This window comes from Phyllobacterium sp. GQ127 (genome assembly GCF_059758635.1).
On sequence record NZ_JCAXDZ010000001.1, the window covers coordinates 683,183 to 697,222 of the forward strand.

The 14,040-nt window shown below is 52.5% G+C and carries 14 protein-coding genes and 1 pseudogene; 4 read left to right on the forward strand and 11 right to left on the reverse strand.

Going from position 1 to position 14,040, the window contains the following annotated elements:
- Positions 1-183: 183 nt before the first annotated feature.
- The 8 genes and pseudogenes from rseP to AC6CHM_RS03595 all read right to left on the reverse strand — a co-directional run bounded on the left by rseP (position 184) and on the right by AC6CHM_RS03595 (position 7,281).
- A complete protein-coding gene (gene rseP, locus AC6CHM_RS03560; protein ID WP_354343758.1) occupies positions 184-1,320 on the reverse strand; it encodes an RIP metalloprotease RseP in 1,137 nt (378 codons plus the stop codon).
- A 55-nt stretch (positions 1,321-1,375) separates the two neighbouring features.
- The gene (locus AC6CHM_RS03565; RefSeq protein WP_354343760.1) at positions 1,376-2,203 is read right to left on the reverse strand and encodes a phosphatidate cytidylyltransferase; all 828 of its coding nucleotides are present in this window, start codon (positions 2,201-2,203) and stop codon (positions 1,376-1,378) included.
- Positions 2,200-2,928: pseudogene (locus AC6CHM_RS03570) on the reverse strand (isoprenyl transferase); the annotation flags it as partial. The pseudogene AC6CHM_RS03570 and the gene AC6CHM_RS03565, both read right to left, overlap by 4 nt.
- A 32-nt stretch (positions 2,929-2,960) precedes the next feature.
- Positions 2,961-3,521: a ribosome recycling factor gene (gene frr, locus AC6CHM_RS03575; RefSeq protein WP_115053010.1), complete on the reverse strand. Its 561-nt coding sequence runs from the start codon at positions 3,519-3,521 to the stop codon at positions 2,961-2,963.
- Positions 3,522-3,557: 36 nt separating this feature from the next.
- Positions 3,558-4,280 (reverse strand): UMP kinase, encoded by a 723-nt coding sequence (pyrH, locus tag AC6CHM_RS03580; RefSeq protein ID WP_115053009.1) that lies wholly within the window; start codon positions 4,278-4,280, stop codon positions 3,558-3,560.
- Positions 4,281-4,379: 99 nt separating this feature from the next.
- Positions 4,380-5,303 (reverse strand): translation elongation factor Ts, encoded by a 924-nt coding sequence (tsf, locus tag AC6CHM_RS03585; RefSeq protein WP_498172015.1) that lies wholly within the window; start codon positions 5,301-5,303, stop codon positions 4,380-4,382.
- Between the two features lie 217 nt (positions 5,304-5,520).
- Positions 5,521-6,318 carry a 30S ribosomal protein S2 gene (gene rpsB / locus AC6CHM_RS03590; RefSeq protein WP_115053299.1) on the reverse strand — a complete coding sequence of 266 codons (798 nt, stop codon included), beginning with the start codon at positions 6,316-6,318 and terminating at the stop codon, positions 5,521-5,523.
- A 177-nt stretch (positions 6,319-6,495) separates the two neighbouring features.
- A complete protein-coding gene (locus tag AC6CHM_RS03595; RefSeq protein WP_307286537.1) occupies positions 6,496-7,281 on the reverse strand; it encodes a cell envelope integrity EipB family protein in 786 nt (261 codons plus the stop codon).
- A 155-nt stretch (positions 7,282-7,436) separates the two neighbouring features.
- Between AC6CHM_RS03595 and AC6CHM_RS03600 the strand changes: the two genes are divergently transcribed.
- The 4 genes from AC6CHM_RS03600 (at position 7,437) to AC6CHM_RS03615 (ending at position 10,409) form a co-directional block, all read left to right on the forward strand.
- Positions 7,437-7,901 carry a RidA family protein gene (locus AC6CHM_RS03600; protein ID WP_115053006.1) on the forward strand — a complete coding sequence of 155 codons (465 nt, stop codon included), beginning with the start codon at positions 7,437-7,439 and terminating at the stop codon, positions 7,899-7,901.
- A 2-nt stretch (positions 7,902-7,903) separates the two neighbouring features.
- Positions 7,904-8,623, forward strand: a complete 720-nt coding sequence (locus tag AC6CHM_RS03605; RefSeq protein WP_498172017.1) for a glycerophosphodiester phosphodiesterase — start codon at positions 7,904-7,906, stop codon at positions 8,621-8,623.
- A 105-nt stretch (positions 8,624-8,728) separates the two neighbouring features.
- Entirely contained in the window at positions 8,729-9,913 is a 1,185-nt protein-coding gene (locus AC6CHM_RS03610; RefSeq protein WP_498172018.1) for a GNAT family N-acetyltransferase, read from the forward strand.
- Positions 9,914-9,977: 64 nt separating this feature from the next.
- Entirely contained in the window at positions 9,978-10,409 is a 432-nt protein-coding gene (locus tag AC6CHM_RS03615; RefSeq protein WP_498172020.1) for an HIT family protein, read from the forward strand.
- Here the strand turns inward: AC6CHM_RS03615 and AC6CHM_RS03620 are convergent.
- The 3 genes from AC6CHM_RS03620 to clpA form a co-directional block, all read right to left on the reverse strand.
- On the reverse strand, positions 10,404-10,748 hold the full coding sequence (locus tag AC6CHM_RS03620) for an AzlD domain-containing protein (protein WP_498172021.1): 345 nt from the start codon (positions 10,746-10,748) through the stop codon (positions 10,404-10,406). The two genes, AC6CHM_RS03615 and AC6CHM_RS03620, sit on opposite strands and share 6 nt — an antisense overlap.
- The gene (locus AC6CHM_RS03625) at positions 10,745-11,503 is read right to left on the reverse strand and encodes an AzlC family ABC transporter permease (RefSeq protein ID WP_498172022.1); all 759 of its coding nucleotides are present in this window, start codon (positions 11,501-11,503) and stop codon (positions 10,745-10,747) included. Before AC6CHM_RS03625 ends, AC6CHM_RS03620 begins: the two co-directional genes overlap by 4 nt.
- 66 nt (positions 11,504-11,569) lie before the next feature.
- Entirely contained in the window at positions 11,570-14,038 is a 2,469-nt protein-coding gene (gene clpA / locus AC6CHM_RS03630; protein ID WP_115053000.1) for an ATP-dependent Clp protease ATP-binding subunit ClpA, read from the reverse strand.
- Positions 14,039-14,040: the final 2 nt, after the last annotated feature.

The window sequence follows — 14,040 nt, forward strand, 5'->3', positions numbered from 1 at the left end:
ACTAAGCATTACTCGTACACCGTCATAGCCGGTTTTTATATACACGCAAGGCTTACGGTTAAAAACTGTTTACTTCCCACATAACAGTGGCATCCATGCCACGCCATTCAGCACGTATAGTAAACAGATCATGTCGTTTTGCCATAACACGCCTCAAATTTTCACTAATGTTTAATTTTCGCATCAGCAAGCGAACAGATCATTGAAGATGACGAATCCCATAAATCCGAGCACAAGGAAGAACCCTGTACGGAAAAACAACTCCTGTACAGCCGGTTTTACGGGCCTGCCTATAACTGCCTCGGCAGCATAAAAAACCAGATGCCCTCCATCAAGCGGAGGCAATGGGAAGAGATTAAGCAGCCCGATACCAATTGAAAGCATGGCAGTAAGCTGAATCAGCCAATCAATGCCCTGACTGGCCGCCTGCCCCGCCATTGTCGCAATCTTGACCGGACCACCCAACTGGCATTTATCTTCGCGACCTGCGAAAAAACGGCTGAAGAATTGTCCTGTGCGGGCAATGATAAAGCCACTTTCGCGCACGGCCTGACCAACCGATTCGATTGGGCCATACTCGATACGACGAATATTCCCCGCCTGCAAATTGGTAACAACGCCAATTACTGCAACCTTTACCTTGTTGCCCAGCGCGTCTTCCTGCTCGGAAAGCTCAGGCGTCGCAGTCAGATGTACCTCTTTGCCTGCACGTTCGACCACAAAATCAAGTGCATCCCCGCCCCTTGCCGAGACATGGCGCTGCACATCCGCAAAAGTCACGATCTTCTCGCCATCAACGCTGACGAAGCGATCTCCCGGCTGGAAACCGGCAATGGCTGCCGGGCCACCAGGACGCACTTCGGCGACCATAGGATCGGAAATCATCCTCCCATAGAGCGCAAAAAACACCGAGAAAATCGCGACCGTGAGCAAAATATTGAACGCCGGGCCTGCAAATACCGTTGCGGCACGTTTCCATACCGGTTGAGTGTGAAAGGCCACAGCACGCTCAGCATCCGTCATGGTCGATACATCGGCTGCGGTAGAACTGGTTACGTCTTCGTCACCGGCAAATTTTACATACCCGCCGAGCGGAATAGCCGAAAGCTTCCAGCGCGTCCCTCTGGAATCATTAAAGCCTATCAACTCAGGCCCAAAACCAATCGAGAAAGCTTTTACGCCGATACCGCACCACCGGCCCACCAGATAGTGTCCCATCTCATGAACGAAGACAACAACCGTTAAAACGATAAGAAACGGTACGATTGTTCCAACGAGCACGCTTTGAGTACCAAATATGGTGTGCAACAGATCTGTCAAATTATCCTCCGGGCCCGCAACAGAATAAGCCAAAAGGCTTCGAAAGCTCAGCCGTCTAGAAAAGTATGTCGTATGGGGTTTCTGGCGTTACCAGAATTGCACCGATGACGTATAGTAATGCAGCAGCAGCTACAAGCCCATCCACACGGTCCATCACGCCACCGTGACCGGGAATCAACGTACCTGAGTCCTTGGCTCCAAACTTTCGCTTCATCCAGGATTCACCAAGATCACCCAACTGGGCGATAATCGAGATCAACAATGCGATGAAGGGCAGAGACATCCCGCCACCAGGAGTGATGAACGAGGCGCATGCCACACCGGCGGCAACGCCCGCCGCTGTCCCGCCGATCGCTCCCGACCATGTCTTGTTGGGTGAAAAACGCGGAGCAAGCTTGGGGCCACCAAGTGCTTTTCCATTAAAGTAGGCAAAAATATCCGTTGCCCACACCACGGCAAACAAAAACAGAATCGCCGCAAAACCATCACCAGTATCGCCGCGCAACAATGTCAGAGCAATGGCGGGAAATCCCGCATAGACCAGACCTGCCGCTGGCCAATAGCCGGATTGGCGCCCGCCCAGCATGGCCACAACTGCCGCACCAACGAATAGAATGAGAAACATTGACAACACATGCTGAGTGAATAACAGAGCCAGCAATGTGGCGATCAGAACCACCCAGGATAATCCGCCGGTCAGGCCGCTCATCCGCCCTTTTGACATTAACTGCCACTCAAACATCACGCCAAACGCTATTGCGCTGGCAAGCAGACCAAAACCGAAGCCGCCCGCCCAAGTAAGAATGACTGCAACGACTACCAGAACTATCGCACTAAGGATGCGCTTTTGCAGATTGGAAAGCCCATTGCCGGAAAGTTTCACAGAGCGATTTCCTGTGCCGTAACCCCGCCAAAACGGCGTTCACGCGATTGAAACACTTCAATCGCTTCTGACAAATGCGTAGGACGAAAATCCGGCCAGTAGCATGGCAGGAACATGAACTCCGAGTAAGCCGCCTGCCAGAGCAGGAAATTGGAGAGCCGCATCTCGCCGCTCGTCCGGATAATCAGGTCCGGATCTGGCATATCCGCCGTATCGAGACGGGCCGATATCGCCTCCATCGTGATTGCTGTACTTGCGATAATGCCGGCTGAAACGTCATCGACCAGCTTCTTGACTGCGCGGGTAATTTCGTTGCGCGAGCCATAGTTAAAGGCAATTACCAAGGTCAGGCCCTGGTTCTTTTCCGTCAATGTTTCGGCTTCGTTTAAAAGCCCCAAAATGTCTTTTGCCAGTCCGTCGCGTTCTCCGATAATTCGAACGCGAACATTTTCCCTGTGCAAATCCGCCAGATCGCGGCGAATGAATAGTTTTAACAGGCCCATGAGATCGGAAACTTCCGATCGTGGTCTCGACCAGTTTTCAGAGGAGAAAGCAAAAAGCGTGAGGAAAGGAATACCCATCTTCCCGGCGGCTCGGATTGTCTCGCGCAGCGTTTCCACCCCGGCCTTATGTCCTGCAGCGCGCGGAAGGCCTCTCGCCTTCGCCCAACGGCCATTTCCATCCATGATGATGGCAATGTGGCGCGGGTTGGACATGGGTGTAGACCTCCTATGAGTATTAGAACCGGGCTATAGTTCTAAACCTGCATAATTTCCGCTTCTTTAACAGCCACAACCTTATCCATCTCAGCGATGGTGTCATCTGTCAGCTTTTGAACTTTTTCAGACAAGATACGGTTATCGTCCTGACTGATGTCGCCGTCTTTTTCGAGTTTCTTCAGCTCGTCCATTCCATCGCGGCGAACATGGCGTGCCGCCACTTTTGCCTGCTCGACATATTGGTGAGCAATCTTGACGAGTTCCTTGCGGCGCTGCTCGTTCAACTCAGGCAAAGGAATGCGCAAATTGTTTCCGTCAGTAATCGGATTGAGGCCAAGCCCGGATTCGCGGATCGCGCGCTCTACTTTGCCAACCATCGACTTGTCCCAAACGGATACGGACAACATGCGCGATTCTGGCACAGTAATATTGGCAACCTGATTGAGGGGCATTTGCGAGCCATAAGCCTCAACAGTAATCGGTTCGAGCAGGCTGGCAGAAGCACGTCCCGTGCGAAGTCCGCCCAGATCATGTTTCAACGCTTGCACGGCACCATCCATACGGCGCTTCAGATCGTTCAAATCGAGTGCATCACTCATACTCAATGCTCCTATATTCTTGGGCGGCAAGGCTGGTTAGCTATCGGATACGACTGTTGCGCGTCCTTTACCCTGCAACACTTCTGCAAAACCACCTTTTTCGTGGATTGAATAGACGATAATTGGAATGTTGTTCTCGCGTGCAAGAGCGACCGCTGTTGTGTCCATGACTGCAAGGCCGCGATCCAGGACATCCTTGTGAGTCAATCGATCAAATCGCACAGCATTCGGGTCTTTTTTGGGATCGGCCGAATAAATTCCATCGACCTGTGTTCCCTTGAACAAGGCATCGGCGCTGATTTCAGCAGCGCGAAGCGCGGCGGCGGAATCTGTTGTGAAGAATGGATTGCCGGTGCCACCGGCGAATATCACCACCTTGCCCATATCCATATAGGCAGTCGCCAGACGCTGTGAAAAAGTCTCGCAGAACTCCGGCATGGCAACAGCAGATAGCACAACGGTATCAATGCCGAGCTTGACAAGGGACGTGCGCAGCGCCAGCGAATTGATCACTGTTGCAAGCATCCCCATATGGTCGCCGGTTACGCGGTCGCCGCCTTTGGATGCCACTGCCACACCGCGAAAAATATTCCCGCCGCCGATAACGACTCCAACCTCGACGCCAAGCGCCCGCGCCTCGGCAATGTCGCTGGCAATGCGGTCAGCAACCGCAACGTCAATACCAAACCCCTGGTCGCCCATCAGAGCTTCACCGGAGGCTTTCAGCAGAACGCGTTTGTAAACAGCCGTACCAGCCATGGAGTCTCCCTCAGGGTCTTTTCTAATTGAATGTGAATTCCGGATACACGAAGGGCATCGCGTTGTCACGCGATGCCCTTTCATTTCAACTATTGAATATTACTTCTTAACAGCCGCTGCAACTTCTGCTGCGAAGTCTGTTTCTTCCTTTTCAATGCCCTCACCAAGAGCAAAGCGGGCAAATGCGGTGATCTTTGCTGGCGCGCCGATTGCCTTTTCCGCATCCTTCAATGCAGCTTCGACAGTCAGGTCAGGGTTGATCACGAATGCCTGCGAAAGAAGTACGACTTCTTCGTAGAACTTACGAAGGCGGCCTTCAACCATCTTCTCGATGATGTTGTCTGGCTTGCCGGACTGACGAGCAGACTCGGTAAATACTGCCTTTTCGCGTTCAACTGCTGCCGGATCAACCTCAGCGGCGGTCAAAGCAAGCGGGTTAGTAGCAGCAACATGCATCGCAACCTGGCGGCCAAATGCGTTTGCAGCATCTGCATTGCCTGCTGTCTCGATAGCAACAAGAACGCCGAGCTTGCCGAGGCCGTCGGAAACGGCGTTATGAATGTATGTTGCAACGACGCCTTCACTGACGCTCAAAGCGGTGGAGCGGCGGAATGAAAGATTTTCGCCGATTGTGCCGACAGCGTCCTTGATTGTGTCTACAATCGACTTGCCGGTTGAAGGATAGGTTGCAGCCGTAACAGCAGCAGTCGAACCGTCTGTTGTCAGTGCAACACTGGCAACATTGCGAACGATATCCTGAAACGCATCGTTGCGGGCAACGAAGTCTGTTTCAGAATTCACTTCTACAACAACCGACTTGGTGCCGTTTGTTGCCACGCCAACCAGACCTTCGGCAGCGGTACGGCCAGCCTTCTTGTCGGCCTTGGAAATACCCTTCGCACGCAGCCAGTCGACAGCGGCTTCCATATCACCATTGGTTTCTGTCAGGGCTGTCTTGCAATCCATCATGCCAGCGCCGCTGATTTCGCGGAGTTCTTTTACTTGTGCTGCGGTAATGCTCATTCTAATCGCCTCTTCTCAAAGCAATCTCACGAAAACCGATACGGCCTTCCGTTTGAAACTGCGTGAAAACAAATAGATAAAGTGTCTTCAGAATCTACCGAAACCAAAACCACTTTAAAAACGAAGGCATACTGGTGAACCAGCATGCCAACTATGCGGCGCATCATGCGCCAGTCGAATCGTTTTTAAACACCCGATAAGACGGGTGTATGAAGCCTCAAGCGGAGGCTTCACCTTCCTGTGCAGGTGTTTCTTCAGCCGCTGCTTCGAGTGCTGGTTCAACAGGAGCTTCTTCCTGTGCGCCAACATCGATGCCGAGCGAGCCCTGCTGACGCAGAATGCCATCGAGAGCTGCCTTGGCAATCAGATCGCAATAAAGCGAAATAGCGCGGGAAGCATCATCATTGCCGGGGATCGGGAAATCGATCTGGTCCGGATCGCAGTTGGAATCGATCACTGCAACAACTGGAATACCAAGACGCTTGGCTTCCTGAATTGCAATCGCTTCCTTGTTGGTATCAATGATGAAAATAAGATCCGGAACCGAACCCATGTTCTTGATACCGCCAAGAGCGCGGTTGAGCTTCTCGCGTTCACGGTCAAGGTTCAGACGCTCCTTCTTGGTGAAGCCCTGTGCTTCGCCGGAAAGAAGTTCGTCAAGCTTGCGCAGACGCTGGATGGAATTCGAAATGGTCTTCCAGTTGGTCATCATGCCGCCGAGCCAGCGCGCGTTGACATAATACTGGGCAGACCGTGTTGCGGCATCGGCAATGATGTCCGAAGCCTGACGCTTGGTGCCGACGAACAGAACGCGGCCGCCACGGGCAACGGTGTCTGAAACCTTCTTCAGCGCTGTATTCAGCAGCGGATAGGTCTGGGCAAGGTCAAGAATGTGGATATTGTTACGGGAACCATAAATATATGGTGCCATTTTCGGGTTCCAGCGATGTGTCTGGTGTCCGAAGTGAACGCCAGCTTCCAAGAGCTGACGCATGCTGAAATCAGGCAATGCCATCTTGTGTTTTCCTTTTCCGGTTGAACCTCCACGGGAAGAGGCGGGAAACCCGCCACCGGAGGCCATATCGGATTTCTCCCGATATCAACCCAAATCCCGTGTGTGGAATGAAGCGGCTGTTAATGGATATTTGCGGCAAACGCAAGGGCGTCCAGCACAAAAGACCTCAGCCTTGGTCTACTTCTTGCATTTTGGCGTATCAAACAGCTCGAGATTGACCAGCTTGCCGGTCATGGAAAAATCACCATAATCCATTTTCAGGTCGCGGGTTACACCGTTGCGATACATCTTGAAATTGATGCGGTAGCTTGGCAGTCCTTCTGCCTTTTCCTTTTCGTCGAAGTAAGCGATTGATACAGGCCAGGTCGCATCTTTCGCCAATGGGCCCATGTGCTTGATCTCGTCATCAGGCTCGGTAACGGCTGATTTGCCAATAACGACGGTCGTCGCCATGATCTTGTTGGCATCTTCCGAGCCATCGAAAAGCTTGGTTTGATAAAAAACCTCGCCAGCAAGCGCTTTCTCGATCAATTGCTGCATGTGACGTGTGGGAAATTGGGAAAGATCAAGATCTTCTTTCGAAGCAATCGGCTTTGTCAGTGAAATTTCCGTCTTGTCTTTCAACAGCGATGCATCGCCGCGAACTTCCTTGGTCAGGCTTTGATCGACAAATGTTTTGTTGACGAAGCGAAATTTCTCACCATTTGCGGTTTCGAACGTCGTCGTTTGTTGATCTGTCACCCTTTGCGGCTGCTCTTCCATATCGACGCGCGTCACAAAGCGGAAGTTCGTCGTGTAGCCTTCGCAATCCGACCCATTGAACTCGTAGACCATACGCCCCGTCAATCCGGTAATGCCGCTAGAATCCTGTGCATTGTCCAGTTTCAGGTCATAAATAGCGCGATGAGGAACAAGCGTTGCAGTTCCGGCAGCAAATGTCATGGTAGAACCACTCAAAGCCATGACGCCAAGACTGTAACCAAGGATTGAAAATACGCGCATCAAAAGATTCTCCACTATTTGAACGTGCATATTAAAAAAACTCTTGGCGGAAGCGAGGCAAAAATCGCAACTTCCATCACAATCAATTGCGATTCCGAAACACAAGGACAATAACCATGAGCAATCCTGTCGAATCCCGCCTTGCCGAGCTCGGCATCAGCCTCCCCGTCGCCGCAGCGCCGGCAGCAAATTATGTGCCCTATTCGCAAACAGGAAATCTTTTGCTCACATCGGGCCAGTTGCCTTTGGTCGGCGGCAAGCTCGTTCATACGGGATTGCTCGGTGCGGATCTGGATGTGGCACAGGGTCAAGCCTGTGCTCAGGCGTGCGCCGTCAATATTCTGGCTCAGGCAAAAGCTGCACTTGGCGATCTTGAAAAGATTGTTCGCGTCATAAAGATCACTGTTTTTGTCGCCTCAACGCCAGGTTTTACCGAACAGCACCTTGTCGCCAATGGCGCTTCTGATCTTCTTGTCGCGGCGTTGGGCGATATTGGACGCCATGCACGCTCTGCAGTTGGCACAGCGGCACTGCCCCTTAATGCTCCTGTCGAAATCGAAGCTATCATTGAGGTTCGCTGATTATGCCCTCAATTGACTGGTTGAAGAAAACTCCAATAGCCCATCGTGGCTTGCATGATTTGAACAATAAGCGCTGGGAAAACACGCTGTCTGCTTTTGACGCCGCAGCAAGCGCGGGCTTCGCCATAGAATGCGACGTTCATCTATCCGCCGATGGCAAAGCGGTTGTTTTTCACGATGGCACCTTGGACCGCGTCACGGGCCAAAAGGGCAATATTGATGAACTGACTGCGCAACAGGCCTGCGAAATCCGCGTCGGCGGAACCAAGGACCATATCCCTACCCTTGCCGAAGCCCTGAAGCTGATTGATGGCCGCGTACCGATTATCATCGAACTGAAGGGCATTGCCGGACGCGACGACGGTCTGGTCAAGGCTGTCGCAAGTGATTTGGCGGCTTATCAAGGTCAAGCCGCGATTATGTCGTTCGATCACCATCTCATTCGCCTTTTCGGCAAGGACGCACCTGGCATTCCAGCCGGGCTGACAGCCGAGGGCCTGCGCGATGAGGATATGGAAGCGCACTTCTCAATGCTGGCCTACGAAATCGACTTCATTTCCTATAATGTCCACCATCTGGAAAATCGCTTTCTGGAGTTTGTAAACTCGCACCTTGACCTGCCTGTGATCTCCTGGACTGTGCGTAGCGCGGCAGACAAGGTGAAAAGCGATGCTCTTGTAGACCAGATCACATTTGAAGGCTTTGATCCTCGCTTGCCATAAGGCTGGCTTTGCCTCTTGTATCGGCAAATCAATCACCTAGCTTATTGATTGAACCGGAATCGTTGCTTCCGGTTCGTCTTCGCTTAGGGAAAGCCCAATTTGCTGATGCAAAATCTTGAACACGGCAATTTCACCTTGCGTGCCTGCGAAGGCATTGGCGCATTCACGCCAGCCGAGTGGTCGCGGCTGACTGACACCTCCCGTGATCGACCGGGTTACAATCCATTCATTTCGCATGCCTTTTTGTCGTCGCTGGAAGATTCCGGCTGCGTTGCCACCAAGGCAGGCTGGCTACCGCAGTTCTTGCGCCTTGAAGATGAATGCGGCGTGCTCGTCGGCGCCGTTCCTTGCTACTTAAAAAGCCATAGCCAAGGGGAATATGTATTCGACCATGGTTGGGCTGATGCATTTGAACGGGCGGGCGGGCGCTATTACCCGAAATTGCAGGCAAGCATACCGTTTACGCCAGCCACCGGCCCACGTCTGCTGGTCAATTATGATTGGGATGGCGATGCAGTCCGCGCCGCGCTGGCTAATGGGTTGCAGCAACTCGCCACGCAGCTGAACGTTTCGTCCGCACATTCAACCTTCGTGAATGAGACCGATCTTGTGTCTTTCACTGAAGCCGGGTTCCTGCATCGCGTCGACCAGCAATTCCATTTCATCAATGATGATTATGCCAATTATGACGAATTCCTTGATACGCTTGCATCCCGCAAGCGCAAGGCTTTGAAGAAAGAACGCCGCGAAGCCGTGGCGAATGGTATCACCATTGAGCGACTGACCGGCGCCCAACTCACTCAAGAGGTTTGGGACGATTTTTATACGTTCTATATGGATACTGGCAGCCGCAAATGGGGTCGCCCCTATCTGAACCGCAAGTTCTACCAACTGATTGGTGAGCGCATGCCCGACGATATCATGCTTGTCATGGCTCGCCGTAATGGTCGCTATATCGCGGGAGCCATCAATTTCATCGGCTCAGACAGATTATATGGCCGGAACTGGGGCTGTATCGAAGACCACCGATTCCTGCATTTCGAGGTTTGCTATCATCAAGCCATTGATTTCGCTATTGAGCGCAAATTGCGTGTCGTCGAAGCGGGTGCGCAAGGCGAACACAAGTTGGCACGTGGCTATCTGCCCGTCATTACAAATTCAGTGCACTACATTGCCCATGAGGGGTTGCGGCGCGCAGTCAATGATTTCCTCAGGCATGAACGCGCTGATGTTGCTTTGATGAGCGATGCGCTCAATGAACATGCGCCATTCAAAAAATCCGAACAATGAGCTTGACCCGCAAAACGGGCATGATCAAAAACATCAGCCATGATTTTGTAAGGACACGCACAGAATGAACCAGCAATATGAAAGCACCAACATATTCGCGCGAATTCTCCGCGGAGAGATTCCGTCTCATAAGATATACGAAGATGACAGAACCTATGCGTTGATGGATGTAATGCCGCAGGGAAAGGGTCATTGCCTCGTATTAACCAAATCTCCAAGCCGCAACCTGCTCGACGCCGATACAGAGGCGCTTTCCGCCGCCATCGCTACAACGCAGAAAATTGCGCAAGCCGTGGTGAAGGCTTTCAATGCCGATGGGGTCGGCATTGCACAGTTCAACGAATCTGCCGCAGGACAAACGGTTTTCCATCTGCATTTTCACGTCATTCCGCGCTTTGAAGGAATTGCGCTGAAACCACACAGCGGCACGATGGAAGACAACGACGTACTGGCGGCCAACGCGGAAAAGATCAGGGCGGCTTTGGCAGAGCTATAAAAGCAAGCCGGCAATCAAAATAGCTTCCCCGACGACAACGCCAATAATGACCCGTCGACCCAGGTAGAGATAGGCGAGAAATCCTGCCAAGGCGGCGCCTATTCTCAAATAGACTGACGACTCTGCTAAAGCGCCGCTTGGATAAAGTATCAACTGGGCGATAACGCCTGCCACAAGCGATGTTGCAACAGCGCGCACAACCGTCAGCGCTTCTGAATCTTCGCTAACGCGCCCACCAATAAATACGCCGATGAAGCGCCAGATATAGGTGGGAAATGCTCCTGCCAGCAGAATGAAAACGTAAGGCCACCACCAATCGGAATAGCTTTGCCAAGTCATGACGACCTGCCCCGCATAGCTGCAAATCGCACATATGCCATTGTCACCAAACCACCGGCAAAGCCCGTTAACAGCAGATCATAAGCCGGGGCGATGGTATGGATCAGCGGGAACAGCAACAGCCCCGAAACCATGGCAACATGCACAGAACGATCATGCGCCGATCCCCAAAGGGAAGCCAGGAAGTACATCGGCGTCAAAAAAAACAGCGCAGCAAAGACAAGTGGCGGAAAACTGGCCGAAAGCCAATACACCATCGCCACGACCAATGTGTTCACAGTGGTTAGAGTAATGCCCAGACCTGCGAAAAATATCAGGCGCATGTCGCGCGGCACATGCTTGAGCTTTTCCATGCCCACCACCCACGCAGTAATCGCAATGAAATGCGCAATGGGCAGAAGCGCTCTTTTCCTGGTTTTTGGGCCGCGCACCTCAGGGATGAACGCCGCAACCATTGGCATTAGCCTGATGGATGAAAGCCCTACTGCAATGGCTGTTGCGACAATGGAATAGCCACCCGAAATGGCACCTATCAGCACGATATTAGCCGGAAGCGCCCAGATTGAAGCTACCATGAACGTCGCTTGCAGCATCGAGACGCCATTTTCACTGGCAAAGCCGGCGAAGCCAACATGAGCGGTCATGAGGATAAGTGCCGGGATACTTGCGATCAACGAAGCACCTGCCAGAAACCATTGAAATGGTGTCCGCTCGGTCATCTGTGTGTCTTCGGGGGCAAGATCGGAATCAGACATGCTTCAAGCGTTAAACGCAACTTTCATAGGGGGCAAGAAAAAGGCCACCCGAAGGTGGCCTTTCTGTTATTTCTTGCGCGGAACCTTTGGCACTGATGCCTTGGGGGTCACGGGGGTGGAGCGTTCCCCGATGACCGCATCTGCCGAAGCTTTCTCGAGCACCGGTTTTTTAGGCGCTGGCTTCTTACGTGCCAGCGGCTTTTTCTCTACCGGCATTTCCTTCTTCGGCTTTACCACAACCTCGTCGGCTATGTAGTCGAGTACCAGACCGCGTGAACCATCCGGCTTCTCGGCAACGGAAACCTTGACGGTGCCGCCCTTCTTGAGTTTTCCGAACAGCACTTCATCAGCCAATGGCTTCTTGATGTACTCCTGGATAACGCGACCCAGCGGACGCGCACCCATGCGATCATCATAACCTTTGTCAGCCAACCAGGCGATTGCTTCCTGTTGCAGATCGAATGTTACGCCGCGATCGGCAAGCTGTGCCTCAAGCTGGATAACAAACTTCTGCACCACCTGATGAATGACCGGAACAGGTAGAGGACCAAATGGCACGATCGCATCGAGACGGTTGCGGAATTCTGGCGTGAACAGGCGGTTGATGGCTTCCAGATCATCGCCTTCACGCCGTGAAGAGCCAAAACCTATAGCCGCCTTTGCCGCATCCGAAGCGCCGGCATTCGTCGTCATGATCAAAATGACATTGCGGAAATCGATCTGCTTGCCATTATGATCTGTCAACTTGCCGTGATCCATGACCTGCAAGAGGATATTGAACAGATCCGGATGCGCCTTCTCGATTTCGTCCAGCAGCAGCACGCAATGCGGATGCTGATCGACGCCATCGGTCAAAAGGCCGCCCTGGTCAAACCCGACATAGCCGGGAGGTGCGCCGAGCAGACGCGACACCGTATGGCGCTCCATATATTCCGACATATCGAAACGCAGGAGTTCCACGCCAAGTGATGCAGCCAATTGCTTAGCAACCTCGGTCTTGCCGACGCCGGTAGGACCGGAGAACAGATAAGAGCCGATCGGCTTTTCCGGTTCGCGCAAACCTGCACGGGCCAGCTTGATTGATGAAGACAGCGCTTCGATGGCCAGATCCTGACCATAGACAACCCGCTTCAATTCCGCCTCAAGATTTGAAAGGACTGCTTCATCATCTTTCGAGACAGTTTTCGGTGGAATGCGCGCCATTGTTGCAATGGTTGCTTCTATTTCCTTGACGCCAATCGATTTCTTGCGCTTGGCCTCCGGCAGCAGCATCTGGCTTGCACCAGTCTCATCGATCACGTCGATTGCCTTGTCCGGCAATTTGCGATCATTGATATAGCGTGCTGAAAGTTCTACAGCCGATTTGATCGCCTCCACAGTGTATTTGACCTTGTGGAAGTCTTCAAAATATGGCCGCAAGCCCTTCATGATCTCAATTGCATCAGGAATTGAAGGCTCGTTCACATCGATCTTCTGGAAACGGCGTACAAGCGCCCTGTCCTTCTCAAAGAACTGGCGGAACTCCTTGTAAGTCGTTGAACCAATGCAACGAATCGCCCCTGATGACAGAGCCGGCTTCAACAGGTTCGACGCATCCATAGCGCCTCCAGATGTAGCACCGGCACCAATGATGGTGTGAATTTCGTCGATGAACAGGATTGCACCCGGAAACTCTTCGAGTTCCTTGATGACCTGCTTCAAACGCTCTTCGAAATCGCCACGGTAGCGCGTTCCGGCCAGCAATGTACCCATATCCAGGGAGAACACTGTTGCGTCCTGAAGTACACTTGGAACCTTCTTTTCCACAATACGCTTTGCCAGACCTTCGGCTATTGCCGTCTTGCCGACGCCGGGATCACCGACATAAAGCGGATTGTTTTTCGAACGGCGGCAAAGAATCTGGATGGTCCTGTTGATCTCCTGATCACGGCCGATCAATGGATCAATCTTGCCAATCTTGGCGCGGTCATTCAGATTGATGCAATAAGCCGTCAGGGCATCCTGCTTTTTCTTCGTCGTTTCATCGGACTCCGAAGCATGTGATTCTTCATTATTACTTTCAGTGCCGAGCGGTGTGCGCGGCTCCGACATGCCTGGACGCTTGGAAATCCCGTGGGAAATGTAGTTGACCGCATCATAGCGGGTCATCTGCTGTTCCTGCAGGAAGAAGGCCGCATGACTTTCACGTTCGGCAAAAATCGCGACAAGCACGTTTGCGCCGGTCACTTCCTCGCGGTTGGAAGATTGCACATGGATAACAGCACGCTGGATTACGCGCTGAAAAGCGGCAGTCGGTTTTGAATCTTCATCATAGCCCGTAACAAGATTATCGAGCTCATGATCAACATAATCGTTCACCGTACGGGTAAGTTGCACCAGATCGACATTGCACGCGCGCATGACACTGCTTGCGTCCTGATCATCGATCAGGGCAAGAAGCAGATGCTCCAGCGTGGCATATTCGTGATGATGCTCATTGGCGATGGTCAGCGCCTGATGCAGGGCCCGCTCAAGACTAGGTGAGAAAGATGGCATGA